Source organism: Aggregatibacter sp. Marseille-P9115, from assembly GCF_920939465.1.
GTDB lineage: Bacteria > Pseudomonadota > Gammaproteobacteria > Enterobacterales > Pasteurellaceae > Aggregatibacter > Aggregatibacter segnis_B.
Genome location: NZ_OV100759.1, coordinates 705,502 through 720,840 on the forward strand (window position 1 = coordinate 705,502; position 15,339 = coordinate 720,840).

Below are 15,339 nucleotides of genomic sequence, written 5' to 3' on the forward strand. Positions count from 1 at the left end.
ATTTATTTTACACCAACTAAAAAAGTTAGAAAATAATGCAAAATTCTCCGATTTCCGTTTGACAAGGATATGAAATTTCGGTATTTCTATATCCAATTTTTCACTATGTAAAATAAATTATGCGTCAACTTAACCGCACTATTATTATGTCAACCACCATGATTACCATTACGATGATTAATGGGGCGGGCTAGTGCGTTAAGAATAAGATTAATGAACCCGCTTCCTCTATAAAGCGGGTTTTTTTATGCAACTATTTTAAAGATCATACTCAGGAGAATATCATGCGCGTATTAAAATTTGGCGGCACATCATTAGCCAACCCCGAACGTTTTTTACAAGCGGCACGGCTTATCGAAAAAGCTCATTTGGAAGAACAAGCCGCAGGTGTTTTGTCCGCACCGGCTAAAATCACCAATCACCTTGTCGCCCTTTCTGAAAAAGCCAGTTTAAACCAACCTACCGATTCCCATTTCAACGAAGCATTAGATATTTTCTATACCATCATTAACGGCTTACATGCCAAAAACAATAAGTTTGACCTTGCCGGTACCAAACAACTGATTGATCAAGAATTCCAACAAATCGCCTCTTTATTAGAACAAATTCGTGAAGCCGGTAAAGTGGAAGACGCAGTAAAAGCGACCATTGATTGCCGTGGTGAAAAACTCTCTATTGCGATGATGAAAGCCTGGTTTGAAGCCAACGGTTATCGCGTACATGTGATCGATCCGGTGAAACAATTATTAGCGCAAGGCAGTTATTTAGAATCCTCCGTAGATATTGAAGAATCCACCAAACGTGTGAATGCCAAAGCCATTGAAAAAGATTGTGTAGTGTTAATGGCAGGCTTTACTGCTTGTAATAGTAAAGGCGAATTGGTTTTATTGGGCCGTAATGGTTCTGACTACTCCGCTGCTTGTTTAGCCGCCTGTTTAGGTGCCAGCGTCTGCGAAATTTGGACAGATGTTGACGGTGTTTATACCTGCGACCCACGTTTAGTGCCGGATGCGCGTTTATTGCCAAGTCTGTCTTATCGTGAAGCCATGGAACTTTCTTATTTCGGCGCGAAAGTGATTCACCCACGCACGATTGGCCCGTTGGTGCGTCCGAACATTCCATGCTTAATCAAAAATACCGGCAATCCAACTGTGCCGGGCTCCATTATTGCCGGCAATATCAAATCTGAAGAATTGCAAGTCAAAGGCATCACCAATTTAGATAATGTTGCCATGTTCAACATCTCTGGCCCGGGCATGCAAGGTATGGTCGGTATGGCGGCTCGTGTCTTTTCTGCGATGTCACAAGCCAATGTGTCAGTGATCTTAATTACGCAATCTTCTTCCGAATACAGCATCAGTTTCTGTGTACCGATTAAATCGGTGGATGTAGCATTGAAAGTATTAGAAAACGAATTTGCGCAAGAATTAGCGGCACACCAATTAGATAAAATTGATGTGATTAAAGATCTTTCCATTATTTCCGTGGTTGGGGACGGTATGCGAAAAGCCAAAGGCATTGCAGCTCGTTTCTTCTCTGCCTTAGCCCAAGCGAATATCAGTATTAATGCCATTGCGCAAGGCTCTTCCGAGCGTTCCATCTCCGCTGTGGTACCACAAAATAAAGCTATTGAAGCCGTAAAAGCGACCCACCAAGCGTTATTTAATAATAAAAAAATCGTGGAAGTATTTCTCGTTGGCGTCGGCGGCGTCGGCGGCGAATTAATCGAGCAAATCAAACAGCAAAAAGAGTATTTAGCAAAGAAGGACATTGAAATCCGTGTCTGTGCATTAGCCAACTCCAATAAAATGCTATTAAACGAAAATGGATTAAACTTAGACCATTGGCAAAAAGATTTGGAAAATGCCACTCAGCCATCTGATTTTGACGTCTTGTTATCTTTCATTAAATTACATCACGTTGTGAACCCGGTCTTTGTAGATTGTACATCGGCTGAATCCTTAGCGAGCCTGTATGAACGCGCCCTGGCAGAAGGTTTCCATGTAGTAACCCCAAATAAAAAAGCCAATACCCGTGACTTAACTTACTACCATAAACTGCGCGAACTGGCCCATAAAAACCAACGTAAATTCTTATACGAAACCAACGTAGGTGCAGGCTTACCGGTCATTGAGAACTTACAAAACTTATTAGCCGCCGGCGATGAAGTGGAACGTTTTGACGGGATTTTATCCGGTTCCCTTTCTTTTATTTTCGGTAAATTGGAAGAAGATTTGAGCCTTTCTCAAGCGACCGCACTTGCCCGCGAAAAAGGCTTCACCGAACCGGATCCACGCGATGACTTATCCGGTCAGGACGTTGCCCGCAAATTGTTAATTCTTGCTCGTGAAAGCGGCTTAGAACTGGAATTGTCAGACGTCGAAGTCGAAGGCGTTCTTCCAAAAGGTTTTGCCGAGGGAAAATCTACTGAAGAATTTATGGCGATGTTGCCGCAATTGGATACCGAATTTGCTGCACGTGTCGAAAAAGCCGAAGCGGAAGAAAAAGTTTTACGTTATGTTGGACAAATTGAAAACGGCAAATGCAAAGTGTCTATCGTTGCCGTAGGCAAAGATGACCCGCTATACAAAGTAAAAAACGGTGAGAATGCGTTGGCATTTTACACTCGTTATTACCAACCGATTCCGCTATTATTACGCGGTTACGGTGCGGGCAATGCTGTCACTGCTGCCGGCATTTTTGCCGATATTTTAAGAACCTTAAAGCACTAAACGGAGAATGTTATGCTAAGAGTCTATGCGCCGGCCTCCAGTGCCAATATCAGCGTCGGTTTTGATACCTTAGGTGCGGCAATTTCCCCGATTAACGGTTCATTATTAGGCGATGTGGTGCAAATCGAACCTATCGCCGCCGGCTTTGAGTTAGAAAGTGCGGGTTATTTTGTGCGTAAATTACCAAAAGAACCGCAAAAAAATATCGTTTATCAAGCCTATGTGTTATTCAGCGAACAGCTCAAATTACGTAACACAAAAGTCAAACCGCTACGCTTAACCTTAGAGAAAAATATGCCTATCGGTTCAGGCTTGGGCTCCAGTGCCTGCTCTATTGTTGCCGCCTTGGTCGCGCTGAATAAATTCCATGACGAACCGTTTTCTAAAATGGAATTGTTAGAAATGATGGGCGAGTTGGAAGGACGCATTTCCGGCTCCATTCATTACGATAATGTGGCGCCTTGCTACTTGGGTGGCGTGCAGTTTATGGTGCAATCACTCGGCAACATTTGCCAAACCTTGCCGTTTTTTGATCATTGGTATTGGGTCTTGGCGTATCCGGGGATTGAGGTGTCCACCGCTGAAGCCCGAGCAATTTTACCGAAAAGTTATACACGTCAAGATGTTATCGCACATGGTCGTCATCTGGGTGGTTTCGTGCATGCTTGCCACACACAACAGGAAAATTTAGCCGCCATGATGATGAAAGATGTCATTGCCGAACCTTATCGCGAAGCCTTGTTGCCTAACTTTGCCGAAGTGAAACAAGCGACGCGTGATTTAGGGGCATTAGCCACCGGAATTTCAGGGTCCGGCCCGACGATCTTTTCCATCGCACCAGACTTGCATATTGCCGGCAAACTTGCCACGTACCTTGAAAATCATTATTTACAAAACAACGAAGGCTTTGTGCACATTTGCAAAGTCGATAATGCCGGCGCAAGAGAGCTTGATTAAAACACCGGAAAAAATCACCGCACTTTTGTCTTAAAGGTGCCAAACGAAAGAACAGGTTTCACATGAATTTATACAACATCAAACACCCCGAAGAACAAGTCAATTTTGCCCAAGCGGTACGCCAAGGGTTAGGCAAAGATCAAGGCTTATTTTTCCCTGAAAACATACCGCACTTAAGCAATATTGATGAGCTGTTGGCATTGCCACTGGTTGAACGCAGCCAAAAAATCCTTGGTGCCTTAATCGGTGAGGAAATCCCTCAAGCACAGCTTGAACAAATGGTACGCAACGCCTTCACCTTCCCTGCACCGGTTGCCAACGTGGAAGACAATATTTATGCATTGGAATTGTTCCATGGCCCAACCCTTGCTTTTAAAGACTTCGGCGGACGTTTCATGGCGCAAGCCCTTGCGACCGTACGCGGTGATGGCAAAATCACAATTTTAACGGCAACCTCCGGTGACACCGGTGCGGCAGTCGCTCATGCATTCTATGGTTTAGAAAATATCGATGTGGTGATTTTATACCCGAAAGGTAAAATCAGCCCGTTGCAAGAAAAATTATTCTGCACCCTCGGCGGCAATATTCGCACCATCGCGATCAATGCTGATTTCGATGCTTGCCAAGCTTTAGTCAAACAAGCCTTTGATGATGCAGAACTACGCCAAGCCATCGGCTTAAACTCGGCGAACTCCATCAATATCAGCCGTTTATTGGCGCAGGTGTGCTATTACTTTGAAGCGGCGGCACAATTACCAAAAGAACAACGCAAAAACTTGGTCGTATCCGTGCCAAGCGGCAACTTCGGTAACCTCACTGCCGGATTAATTGCTAAAACCCTCGGCCTACCGATTAAACGTTTTATCGCTGCCACCAACGCCAACGACACTGTGCCGCGTTATTTACACAGCGGAAACTGGTCACCAAACGCGACCGTCGCCACCCTTTCAAATGCCATGGATGTTTCCCGTCCGAACAACTGGCCTCGTGTGGAAGAATTGTTCAAACGTAACGGTTGGGCATTGACTGAGTTACATTCGGCTGCAATTTCCGATGCACAAACAGAAGACACTTTACGCGCCATGAACCAACTGGGTTATTTGTGCGAACCACACGGCGCGGTGGCTTATGAAGTGTTAAAACAGGATTTACAACCAGGCGAAACCGGCTTATTCCTGTGCACTGCGCATCCGGCAAAATTTAAAGAATCCGTCGAACGTATTCTGGATTTAACGCTGCCGTTACCGGAAGCGTTGGATAAACACAACAAACTGCTGTTGTTATCCGATGAAATGGAAAACGATTTTGCGCAGTTAAGAGCTTACTTATTGAAATAAGGCGAAAAAGTGCGGTGACAAAATTCAACGGATTTTGACCGCACTTTTCTTATCACGATGACAACGCTAATCGCTTGGGGAAATATTCACACGCCCTTCCCCTTTCATGACATTACAGCCGATCTAATTCCGGCAAATTTACTGACGTTAAGCCACGGCAACCCGCGTATGCAACAACGTTGGCAATGTCGTCGTTTAGCGCATTTCTTGCTGTGGCAATTACTCAAAACAGCAGAAAAGCCGACCGCACTTTTAGGACAAATTTCGCGAACAGAAACTGACCGACCGCAATTTCCCTTTTCTGATTTCGATTTCAATATCAGCCATTCCGGTGATTGGGTGGCAGTGATTTTGCATATCAGTCCGCCAGGCGAAAAAAGTGCGGTCGGAATTGATATTGAATCGCCTAGTAAAGAACGTCCTTATTTAGCCCTGTTGGAACACTTTGCAAGCACGAAAGAAATCAACTGGTTTCAGCAACAAACTAACCCCAAATCCGCCTTTTACCGCATTTGGTGCCTGCGCGAAGCAGTGTTGAAATCCCAAGGCGTAGGTATCGCCAAATTATCAGAAGTCACACATCAGCCGGAAACCTTACACATTTTCTCGGCCCACAGCCCCCGTGGACAGCTGTGTTTTACCGATGAACTTCCTTTTTATCTCGCCTATTTTGTTAACCAAACACCTATAAAATCGCCCTGTTTTTGGGCGTGGAACGGCGACCATCTTCAACCTCAAAGGCTTGTGCATAAAATTCACTACAACGTGAATAATTAACCCTTTAAAATCGATAGACTTTCCCATTAATCGTTAGACTTAACACGCGATTTTGTTTAGACTTGCAACAATTTTTTGACAAATGGAGAAAGCAATGTCTTTAAATGGTTCAGATCAAGATCCTTGGGGCAAACCAAAGCAAAACGGACAATCCTCGGGCAATCAGGATTCCGGTAAAAACGAAGGTCAGTCTAACTGGGATCGTTCTTCCAACTCACAAAAAAAGAATGAACAATCACCACCGGACTTAGAAGAGATTTTCAATAACTTATTGAAAAAACTGGGTGGTAAAGGGGCTAAAAGCAATCATTCCGGTGCATCTAACCTGCCTTCCGGCTTAGGTAAATTATTACCGATTGCAATTGCAGCCGGCGTGATTATATGGGGCGCCAGCGGTTTCTATACCATCAAAGAAGCAGAACGTGGCGTTGTGCTACGTTTAGGACAATTCCATTCTATTCAACAACCTGGCTTGAACTGGAAACCGACTTTTATTGATCGAGTGATTCCGGTCAACGTAGAACGTGTACTTGAATTAAGAACGCAAGGTTCTATGCTCACCCAAGATGAAAACATGGTGAAAGTGGAAATGACCGTGCAGTATCGCATCCAAAACCCTGAAAAATACCTGTTCAGTGCAATCAATGCCAATGACAGCTTGAATCAGGCTACCGACAGTGCATTACGCTATGTTATCGGCCACATGTCGATGAACGATATTTTGACGACAGGTCGTTCCGTTGTTCGTGAAAACACTTGGAAAGCGTTAAATCAAATTATTGAACCATATGATATGGGTTTAGAAGTGATTGATGTGAACTTCCAATCTGCGCGTCCGCCGGAAGAAGTGAAAGAAGCCTTTGATGATGCGATTAAAGCACAAGAAGACGAACAACGTTATATTCGTGAAGCTGAAGCCTATGCGCGTGAGAAAGAGCCGATTGCTCGTGGTAATGCGCAACGTATTTTAGAAGAAGCAACCGCCTATAAAGATCGCGTAGTGTTAGATGCTAAAGGGGAAGTGGAACGTTTCCAACCGCTCTTACCTGAGTTTAAAGCGGCACCAACTGTCTTCCGCGAACGCTTATATATTCAATCCATGGAAAAAGTCATGGCAAATACACCGAAAGTGATGTTGGATTCTTCCAATGGAAATAACTTAACCGTATTACCTTTAGAACAATTGTTAAAAGGTAAAAAGTCCACTGGCTCGAACGGTAGTGCTAATGTAAGTGAATCCAATGAAACACAACAAAGTGCGGTAACTTCTGCGCCTGTTTCACGCACGCATGAGCAAACAGCACCACTTAGACCAATGGAATCGCGTACCGACAATGGTCGCCAAGGGAGAATTAACTAATGCGTAAATTTTTATTACCTGTCATTTTCGTGCTTATCGCAGTGCTTTATTCCAGCATTGTGGTTGTCAGTGAAGGTACGCGTGGCATTATGTTACGCTTTGGCAAAGTGCAACGCGATGCCGATAATAAAGTGGCCATTTATACGCCGGGATTACATTTCAAAATTCCATTTATTGATAATTTGAAAGCGTTAGATGCCCGTATTCAAACCTTAGACGGACAAGCGGATCGTTTTGTCACCGTAGAGAAAAAAGACCTTTTGGTGGATTCCTACGTGAAATGGCGTATTAACGATTTCGGTCGTTTCTTTACTACCACCGGTGGTGGCGACTACGCACAAGCAGCCAATTTATTGCGCCGTAAAGTTAACGATCGTTTGCGTTCTGAAATCGGTTCCCGCACCATTAAAGACATCGTTTCAGGTACACGTGGTGAACTCATGGCCGGAGCTAAAAATGCGCTCAATAGTGGACAAGACAGCACTGCTGAATTGGGAATTGAAGTACTAGACGTACGTATCAAACAAATTAACTTGCCGGATGAAGTGTCTTCTTCTATTTACCAACGTATGCGTGCAGAACGTGATGCAGTTGCTCGCGAACACCGTTCACAAGGTAAAGAAAAAGCAGCGTTTATCCAAGCCGATGTGGATCGTAAAGTCACCTTAATTATCGCCAACGCAGAAAAAACAGCGCAAGAATTACGCGGTGAGGGCGATGCTACCGCTGCGAAAATCTTTGCTGATGCCTTTGGTAAAGAACCGGAATTTTATAGCTTTATTCGTAGTCTTAAAGCCTATGAAAGCAGCTTCTCTAATTCTGATAACTTGTTGATTTTAAAACCGGATAGCGATTTCTTCCGCTTTATGCAATCTCCAAGTAAGTAAGTTTCTAACATGAAAAAGGGTATCTTCAGATACCCTTTTTTGTTGCCTAACAAAATCTCATGGTGATATTTACAACGCAAAAAAATACCCCGATTTTCATCGAGGTATTTAACTAAAAAACACTTAAAAGATTAACCGCACTTCGCGGAGAATCATTAAGCTTGTGGATTCATGATCTCATCGAAGGTTGCTGCTTTTTCAGTGACTTGCGCTTTCGCCAACACCGCATCAACAGCCTGTTCTTCTAATACGACGTTACGAATGTTATTCATTAATTCGTTGTTTTTGCTGTAGTATTCAACCACTTCCGCCGGTTGTTCGTAAGCAGACGCGATTTCTTCGATCATCGCTTTAGCACGTTCTTCATCTGCTTTTAATTCATTAGAAGCAATAACCTGTGCTAATAATAGACCAACTAATACGCGACGTTTAGCTTGTTCTTCAAACAATTCGCGTGGTAATTGTGCTGCTTGTTGTGCATTACCGCCAAAGCGTTGTGCCGCTTGTTGACGCAATACGTCAATTTCTTGCTCAACGGCAGAACTTGGTACATCAATTTGATTTTGCTCTACTAAACCGTCAATCACTTGCGTTTTCACACGAGTGGTTAACGCGTTTTTCAATTCACGTTGCATGTTTTTACGAATTTCATTGCGTAAATCTGCAACAGATTTTGTGTTCGGACCAAATTTTGCAACGAACTCATCGGTTAATTCCGGTAATACCATCACTTCAACTTTTTTCAACGTAATGTCAAATTTCGCTGCTTTACCTTTTAAGTTCTCAGCGTGATATTCTTCCGGGAAAGTTACATCAATAGTGAATTTGTCACCGGCTTTGTGACCAACGATGCCCTCTTCAAAGCCTGGAATCATACGACCTTGACCCATAAATAAAACGAAATCGGATGCTTTGCCGCCTTCAAATTCTTCGCCGTTAACAGAACCCACGAAGTCAATAGTAACGCGATCTTCTGCTTTTGCTGCGTCTTGGGTTTCAGTCCAAGTTGCTTGTTGTTTACGCAACACTTCAACCATCTTGTCAACATCTGCTTCAGAGATTTCAACAACCGGTTTTTCTACTTTGATATTTTCTAAACCTTTTAATTCAACTTCAGGATACACTTCAAAAGTTGCACTGAATTTTAATTCTTTACCTTCTTCAAATTGTTCCACAGTAAAACTTGGACGACCTGCTAGGTTAATTTTGTTTTCGATAACCGCTTGGAAGAAATGGTTTTGTAATAAATCACCTAAAATGTCTTGACGAACAGAAGCGCCGAAACGTTTTTCAATGATGTGTGGAGGGACTTTACCTTTACGGAAGCCGTCAACACGTGCGTTTTTAGCAACGCGTTTTAATTCTTCGCGGATAGCTTGAACAACGGTTTCAGCCGGAACGGTGATGGTTACACGACGCTCTAAACCTTGAGTCGTTTCAATATTTAATGACATTATGATGTTACCTCAAATTGATGCACTCGGCGAATGCTCACACCGAACACGTTATTAATAGAAAATAAGACGACAAATTATAACGGGACAAAGGCTTTCAGTCGAGGAAATGCACGATAAAAGCGCATAATTGATTAAAAAACGCTCGATTTATCTACACAAAATTAACCACGAGGATGATAGCGTTCGTGTAACCGTTTTAAGCGTTCTTTCGCCACATGGGTATAAATTTGTGTCGTGGATAAATCGCTGTGTCCTAACAACATTTGTACCACACGCAAATCGGCGCCGTGATTCACCAAATGCGTCGCAAAAGCATGACGCAAAACGTGTGGCGACAACATATTGCTATCAATTTCCGCCAGTACCGCATAATGCTTGATCCGATGCCAAAAAGTCTGCCGTGTCATTTGCGTACCGCGACGGCTAGGAAATAGCACATCAGAACTTTGTCCATCCAATAAAATCGGACGAGCAAACAGCATAAATTGCTTCACCCAATGGGTTGCCTCCTCTCCCATCGGTACGATACGTTCTTTATTCCCTTTGCCGATGACCCGCACCACGCCTTGATTCAAACTAATGCTATCGGTATGCAGTGAAACCAATTCCGTCACCCGCAATCCCGTGGCATACAACAACTCCAACATCGCTTTGTCGCGCAGTTCAATCGGCTGTTCCAAACTTTGCACATTGAGCAAATCCGTGACTTGCTGTTCGGTTAAATACTTCGGCAAACGGCTTGGTAATTTAGGCGAACTAAGCACCGCACTTGGATCATCGGTACGGTATTTTTCTTGATACAAATATTGGAAAAGCTTTCGAATAGCACTCAATAATCGCGCCGTACTGGTGGCTTTATACCCTTGCTCTACCCGCTCACCAAGAAAAGTTTGAAGATCGACTGAATCTAAACCGAGCAATGACAACTTGCGCTCACTAAGCCAATCGCAAAGTGCGGTGAGATCCAAACGATAGGATTGCACGGTATTGGGTGACAAGCCTTTGCCTATCCATAATTCATTCAGAAATAAATCGAGCAAAGTAAGATCATTCATGTTTAGCCCCGATGAAGTAAAAATGCTTCAACTTTACGTGGTGTCACCACGAACGCCAACGCCGCAATGATCGCCATTAAGACGAACGTCATTGATGCTGAATACGGGTAAATCACACCGCCAAGTGCGGTCAAAATCGCCACCATCGCGCTGTTTGATATGCCGTTATACAAAGCTTGCAATTTGGAAATGTGGGACTGCGGTTGCGTGGTGATATAGCGTACCATGCCGTAATGCGCTACCGCATACGTTAGACTGTGAAGTAATTGCAAAAGCGCAATAAGCCAAACCTCGCTTGTGGCAGCAAGCCCGCCCCAACGCACAATGCACGCCAAGGTCGCCAAATGAAAAAGGGTGCTGACCTTCCAGTTTTGCAGTAAACGGCGAGAAAAGAAAAACAACAAAATTTCGGCAATCACACCTAAGCCCCATAGCAAGCTGGTCTGCGAAACAGACATCCCCAGACTGGTCCAATACAACACACTATAAACATAATAGGCGGCATGTGAGCCCTGAATTAAAGACGAAGCCAACAAAACCCGCAAGGTTGTGTTGTTTTTTAATAAATCCCAATACCCCACATCGGTGCCGGCCTCTCCCGAAGATTCATCTTGCGGGGGAATCGTCGGTGTCACGCACTGCATCACCGAATACGCTAATAAAAGTGCGGTCAAAATCCAAACGATATCTTGCTCACCGAAAAAGCCAATCACATTGCCAAATAAGGTTACGCCAACCACAAAAGCAACAGATCCGATTAACCGAGCCTTACCGTAATCCAACTGAATTTGTCGTTGCCAAGTGCTTGCTAAAGAATCCGTAATCGGCATACCTGCCGCATTGACCATGGCAAATAAGCCAATGGCAGAAAATAACAACCAAAAATTCTCCGCGACAACACTTAAACCGGCCATAATCAAGGCACTGGCAAGCGCCAACACACGCAAAGAATTGATCAACTGTGAAGCGCGTTTAATTAAACCTGAAAAAAACAAACCGCCTACAAAGCGAAAGACATAAGCACTTGCCAACGCCATGCCGATCAGCTCTTCGCCATAATGTTGCGACTTCAACCACACCGGGAAAAAAGGGATAAAAACGCCATACGCGCAGTAATACCCGAAAAAGCTCAAAGCGAGCCAAGTAAAAGGACGAACAGACATTAGAATAAGGTTTCCATTTCTTTTGAACGTGCCACGCAAGCTTGCATGGCAAGTTGCACGATGTCATTAAATTGATGTTGATTCAACACATTCAGCGCAGCCGCCGTTGTACCGCCTTTAGAGGTCACATTTTGGCGCAATGTCGATAAATCTACCTGCGGATTTTCCACCACCATTTTGGCAGAACCCAACATCGCTTGCTGAACCAATTCGCGTGCATTGTCTGCAGACAATCCCATGTCAATTAGTCCTTGTTGCATGGCTTCTAAAAATTGGAAAAAATAGGCTGGGCTACTGCCGGAAGCGGCAGTGACGGCATGCATGTGTTCTTCCGACGCCACCCAAAGTGTTTTGCCTACGGCAGACAACAAATCCTGTGCAAAAGTGCGGTCGTTTTCTGAGGTATTTTGGTCGGCAAATAACCCTGCCATCCCCTCGCCTACTAAGGCAGGCGTATTTGGCATCACTCGCACGACAGCTTTGGCGGTCGGCAAAAGTGCGGCCAATCTTTTCACGGAAATGCCGGCAGCAATCGAAATAAGCAATTTATCGGAAAAATCCACCGCACTTAAAGGGGAACACACTTCGGCCAATACCTGCGGTTTTACGGCCAACAATACGACCTCTGCTTGCGCGACGGCGGCGACATTATCCGTTGAGGTGCGTACACCTTTTTGCGCAAATAAATCACGCTTTTCTTCATTCGGATCACACACGATAATTTTATCGGCAGGATAAGCTTGTTTTAATAATCCAAACACAATAGCTTGCGCCATATTGCCGCCACCGATAAAGCACACCAATTTATGTTGCATATTTCACCTTCAAGTAAGTTACAATAGCGCACATTTTACCTGAATAAGCATAAGGATCTACCATGTTTTGGTTCAAAAACGCCATGATTTACCGCCTGACTAAATCCCTTGATTGGTCGGCACAAACCTTCTCCACCGCCCTTGGAAACAATCAATATCACCCTTGCCATCAATCAGAACAAAGCAAATTTGGTTGGTCAGAACCACTTAAAGGCAGCGAACTTTTATATTTTGCTGTTGGAAAGCAGATTTTATTGTTGGCGCAAAAAGAAGAAAAAATTTTACCCTCTCATGTGGTGAAACGTGAATTAGACGCACGTGTAGAAAAACTCGAACAGGCGGAAAATCGCAAGCTGAAAAAAGTAGAAAAACAAACCTTAAAAGACGATGTGATTGCAACCTTATTACCTCGCGCATTCAGTAAATATCAACAAACCGCCATTTGGATTGATACAGAAAATAATTTGGTTTATGTGGATGCGGCTTCGGCTAAACGCGCTGAAGAGGTGCTAGCGCTGTTACGCAAATCGTTAGGGTCTCTGCCGGTGGTACCGCTGACTTTCGCCAATGATCCGGCACTTATCATGCAAAACTGGATCGTCCAGGAAAATACACCGGAATGGCTCGTACTGTTGGAAGAGGCGGAATTACGCGATAGCCAAACGAACGGTGTCATTCGTTGCAAACAACAAGCGTTAGACAGTGAAGATATTCTTTCCTTGGTTCATTCTAAATTCGTCACCAAACTGGCACTAGAATGGGAAGAGCGTCTGTCATTTGTATTAAACGAAGATTGCAGCCTGAAGCGCTTGAAATTTGCTGATCAAATTCGAGAGAAAAATGACGATATTTTGAAAGAGGACTATGCCCAACGCTTTGATGCGGATTTTGTATTAATGACCGGCATTCTAAGTCAACTCACCGAAAATCTATTGCACGATTTCGGCGGAGAAAAAGAGCGGTTGTAATTCACAGTGAATTAACTCGCAGCTTATAGAAATAACAAGAACAAAAAGGGCTATTTAAAATAGCCCTTTATTTTTATTGAACGACTTCTGCCGTGTAATTTAACTTATGAATCGCGTTAATCAACTGGTCGTCAGTCACTTTAGGATCTTCTACCACAGTAACCGTACCATCTTTAATAGAGGCTTTGGTGGAAATCACGCCGTCGATATTGCGCAATTCTTTATTCACTAAATAAGCGCAAAGCTGGCAATTCATTTCTTTCACTTTCAGCACAATTTTCTTTTCTGCTTGTACGGGTGCTTCTTCTGCATACGCAAAAGACAGGGCAAATAAAGAAAGCAAAAGTGCGGTACATAATTTTTTCATTTTTTTCGTTCCTAATCAGTTAATTCTAATATCCACGGTAAAACCGTTGGGTAAGTTAAGAAAAAAAGCATGATGATAAACACAATCCAATACAACACAATGAGCTTTTTACGGGAAATGTATTTGCTACAAATGATTTTTTTAGAAAATATCAGTAACCAAAAACCGTAAGCAAAGGCACACAATGACACAATAAGCATCGGTATGCGCAAATAATCATACTCGCCAAAACTAATCAGCCAAGTAGATGACACGCCGAAGAGCAAATAAATCAAGGGTGCAATACAGCACAAGGTAGAAGCCACCGCAGCACTCAGTGCAGTGGCAATCGCAACCCAAAAAGATTTATTGGAGTTTTTTGGAGACGTAGTCATATTTAAATGCTTTCGGATCAAAAGAATTTAACGGATCGCCGCCCACTTCAGCATACGGATAGCCAAAGTTGTTGATTGGCGCTAATTCCGGTTGTGGATATAACTCGAAGTCACGTGCATGGTTAAAGCCCACCCAGTTATTTTCCCAGTTACCAAATAAATATTTCACCACCGCTTGAGTGTCTTTATCTTCCACGGATTTTTTCTCTGCCAAACGCATTTTTGCCACGTCGGCAGAATCCACCGGCACCCAACCGAAGCCGGCAAGATAAAATTCTGCACGACAGTGTTGACCGCCACTCACATTCGCCACGCCATGTTCATCTGCACTACCGAATGCGCCTTTGGAATATTTACCCATTTTTTCCGCCGCACCTAAACGAATACCGAAAATTTCACGGGCAGGAATCCCCGCGGCACGAGCAAGTGCAACAAAAACAGAGTTGATGTCAGTACATTTCCCTTTTAAGACACCGGTAGTTAAGATTTTTTCCACATCGCCATCACCGCAACCTAAAACAGAATTATCACGTTCCATGTTAGCTACAATCCATTGGTGAATTAATTCTGCCTTTTTCAACGGATTGGTTTCGGAACCTACAATTTTATCCGCAAATTGTTTCACAATACCGTCAATTTTAATGTGTTGTGTTGGTTTTAAATATTCTTGTACATCGACAGAATACTGAATGTCTTTCGGTGGTATGTAGTTATCCAAAGCACCTTTTACCATCGGCTCACGATCTTTAGTTTCAATCACCATGGTGACTTTTAAATCACGTTTTTGCGCCTCTTTATCCCAAGTCACAAACAAGGTTTTTGCGCCGTATTTATTGTTTTCTGTCACATAGGCATCCAAATAATTGCCTTCAAAGTGAAGGAATTTAACCTGTTGATATTCGCCGTTAAATGGCAATGGCACCCACAAATTTGCCTGTCCTTGCGAACCTTTCGGCGCAATTAAATCGTAGGTTTGGGTAAATTCATACAGATGGGAATCGGTGTTGTAATTAGGTAGAGAGGTATTGGCGTAAGCCATTGCGCTGCAAGAAAGCAGTGCAGTTGCGATAAGATGCTTCATCCAGAAGAC

General features: G+C 43.5%; 14 protein-coding genes. 7 read left to right on the top strand and 7 right to left on the bottom strand.

What is annotated here, in order from left to right; genetic code table 11:
• Nucleotides 1–284 precede the first annotated feature (284 nt).
• From thrA to hflC, 6 genes are all read left to right on the top strand, one after another.
• Nucleotides 285–2,732, top strand: coding sequence for a bifunctional aspartate kinase/homoserine dehydrogenase I (gene thrA, locus LQ983_RS03200; RefSeq protein ID WP_111306276.1), 2,448 nt, complete (start codon nucleotides 285–287; stop codon nucleotides 2,730–2,732).
• Between the two features lie 12 nt (nucleotides 2,733–2,744).
• Nucleotides 2,745–3,689 (top strand): homoserine kinase, encoded by a 945-nt coding sequence (gene thrB, locus LQ983_RS03205; RefSeq protein WP_006717206.1) that lies wholly within the window; start codon nucleotides 2,745–2,747, stop codon nucleotides 3,687–3,689.
• Nucleotides 3,690–3,751: 62 nt separating this feature from the next.
• On the top strand, nucleotides 3,752–5,026 hold the full coding sequence (thrC, locus tag LQ983_RS03210; RefSeq protein ID WP_230621609.1) for a threonine synthase: 1,275 nt from the start codon (nucleotides 3,752–3,754) through the stop codon (nucleotides 5,024–5,026).
• 57 nt (nucleotides 5,027–5,083) lie between these two features.
• Entirely contained in the window at nucleotides 5,084–5,803 is a 720-nt protein-coding gene (locus LQ983_RS03215) for a 4'-phosphopantetheinyl transferase superfamily protein (RefSeq protein WP_230621610.1), read from the top strand.
• A gap of 94 nt (nucleotides 5,804–5,897) precedes the next feature.
• The gene (hflK, locus tag LQ983_RS03220) at nucleotides 5,898–7,163 is read left to right on the top strand and encodes an FtsH protease activity modulator HflK (RefSeq protein WP_230622596.1); all 1,266 of its coding nucleotides are present in this window, start codon (nucleotides 5,898–5,900) and stop codon (nucleotides 7,161–7,163) included.
• Complete coding sequence (gene hflC / locus LQ983_RS03225; RefSeq protein WP_006717199.1) at nucleotides 7,163–8,050, top strand: protease modulator HflC; 888 nt, start codon at nucleotides 7,163–7,165, stop codon at nucleotides 8,048–8,050. The genes hflK and hflC overlap by 1 nt, the downstream gene beginning before the upstream one ends.
• A gap of 155 nt (nucleotides 8,051–8,205) precedes the next feature.
• Here the strand turns inward: hflC and tig are convergent, their stop codons facing one another.
• From tig to proC, 4 genes are all read right to left on the bottom strand, one after another.
• A complete protein-coding gene (gene tig / locus LQ983_RS03230; RefSeq protein WP_230621611.1) occupies nucleotides 8,206–9,504 on the bottom strand; it encodes a trigger factor in 1,299 nt (432 codons plus the stop codon).
• A 164-nt stretch (nucleotides 9,505–9,668) separates the two neighbouring features.
• Nucleotides 9,669–10,562, bottom strand: a complete 894-nt coding sequence (gene xerD, locus LQ983_RS03235) for a site-specific tyrosine recombinase XerD (RefSeq protein WP_111295878.1) — start codon at nucleotides 10,560–10,562, stop codon at nucleotides 9,669–9,671.
• Between the two features lie 2 nt (nucleotides 10,563–10,564).
• Nucleotides 10,565–11,725, bottom strand: a complete 1,161-nt coding sequence (locus LQ983_RS03240; RefSeq protein ID WP_230621612.1) for a 3-phenylpropionate MFS transporter — start codon at nucleotides 11,723–11,725, stop codon at nucleotides 10,565–10,567.
• Entirely contained in the window at nucleotides 11,725–12,540 is an 816-nt protein-coding gene (gene proC / locus LQ983_RS03245) for a pyrroline-5-carboxylate reductase (RefSeq protein WP_230621613.1), read from the bottom strand. The genes LQ983_RS03240 and proC overlap by 1 nt, the downstream gene beginning before the upstream one ends.
• Before the next feature lie 62 nt (nucleotides 12,541–12,602).
• Here proC and rdgC point away from each other — a divergent pair, with 62 nt between their 5' ends.
• Entirely contained in the window at nucleotides 12,603–13,508 is a 906-nt protein-coding gene (gene rdgC / locus LQ983_RS03250; RefSeq protein WP_230621614.1) for a recombination-associated protein RdgC, read from the top strand.
• 73 nt (nucleotides 13,509–13,581) lie between these two features.
• On the opposite strand, the gene LQ983_RS03255 is transcribed toward rdgC, so the two are convergent.
• Genes LQ983_RS03255 through LQ983_RS03265 form a run of 3 tightly spaced genes read right to left on the bottom strand, consistent with a single transcriptional unit; the run spans nucleotide 13,582 to nucleotide 15,330 of the window.
• The gene (locus LQ983_RS03255) at nucleotides 13,582–13,875 is read right to left on the bottom strand and encodes a heavy-metal-associated domain-containing protein (protein WP_230621615.1); all 294 of its coding nucleotides are present in this window, start codon (nucleotides 13,873–13,875) and stop codon (nucleotides 13,582–13,584) included.
• Nucleotides 13,876–13,886: 11 nt separating this feature from the next.
• Entirely contained in the window at nucleotides 13,887–14,249 is a 363-nt protein-coding gene (locus LQ983_RS03260; RefSeq protein WP_230621616.1) for a mercuric transporter MerT family protein, read from the bottom strand.
• Nucleotides 14,221–15,330, bottom strand: a complete 1,110-nt coding sequence (locus tag LQ983_RS03265; RefSeq protein ID WP_230621617.1) for a transglutaminase-like domain-containing protein — start codon at nucleotides 15,328–15,330, stop codon at nucleotides 14,221–14,223. The genes LQ983_RS03260 and LQ983_RS03265 overlap by 29 nt, the downstream gene beginning before the upstream one ends.
• Nucleotides 15,331–15,339 lie beyond the last annotated feature (9 nt).

What these genes read in the sequence shown, in the direction of transcription:
- LQ983_RS03260 (WP_230621616.1), bottom strand. Translation starts at nt 14,249, where the DNA reads ATGACTACGTCTCCAAAAAACTCCAATAAATCTTTTTGGGTTGCGATT.
- thrA (WP_111306276.1), top strand. Translation starts at nt 285, where the DNA reads ATGCGCGTATTAAAATTTGGCGGCACATCATTAGCCAACCCCGAACGT.
- tig (WP_230621611.1), bottom strand. Translation starts at nt 9,504, where the DNA reads ATGTCATTAAATATTGAAACGACTCAAGGTTTAGAGCGTCGTGTAACC.
- thrB (WP_006717206.1), top strand. Translation starts at nt 2,745, where the DNA reads ATGCTAAGAGTCTATGCGCCGGCCTCCAGTGCCAATATCAGCGTCGGT.
- proC (WP_230621613.1), bottom strand. Translation starts at nt 12,540, where the DNA reads ATGCAACATAAATTGGTGTGCTTTATCGGTGGCGGCAATATGGCGCAA.
- LQ983_RS03255 (WP_230621615.1), bottom strand. Translation starts at nt 13,875, where the DNA reads ATGAAAAAATTATGTACCGCACTTTTGCTTTCTTTATTTGCCCTGTCT.
- hflC (WP_006717199.1), top strand. Translation starts at nt 7,163, where the DNA reads ATGCGTAAATTTTTATTACCTGTCATTTTCGTGCTTATCGCAGTGCTT.
- rdgC (WP_230621614.1), top strand. Translation starts at nt 12,603, where the DNA reads ATGTTTTGGTTCAAAAACGCCATGATTTACCGCCTGACTAAATCCCTT.
- xerD (WP_111295878.1), bottom strand. Translation starts at nt 10,562, where the DNA reads ATGAATGATCTTACTTTGCTCGATTTATTTCTGAATGAATTATGGATA.
- LQ983_RS03215 (WP_230621610.1), top strand. Translation starts at nt 5,084, where the DNA reads ATGACAACGCTAATCGCTTGGGGAAATATTCACACGCCCTTCCCCTTT.
- hflK (WP_230622596.1), top strand. Translation starts at nt 5,898, where the DNA reads ATGTCTTTAAATGGTTCAGATCAAGATCCTTGGGGCAAACCAAAGCAA.
- LQ983_RS03240 (WP_230621612.1), bottom strand. Translation starts at nt 11,725, where the DNA reads ATGTCTGTTCGTCCTTTTACTTGGCTCGCTTTGAGCTTTTTCGGGTAT.
- LQ983_RS03265 (WP_230621617.1), bottom strand. Translation starts at nt 15,330, where the DNA reads ATGAAGCATCTTATCGCAACTGCACTGCTTTCTTGCAGCGCAATGGCT.
- thrC (WP_230621609.1), top strand. Translation starts at nt 3,752, where the DNA reads ATGAATTTATACAACATCAAACACCCCGAAGAACAAGTCAATTTTGCC.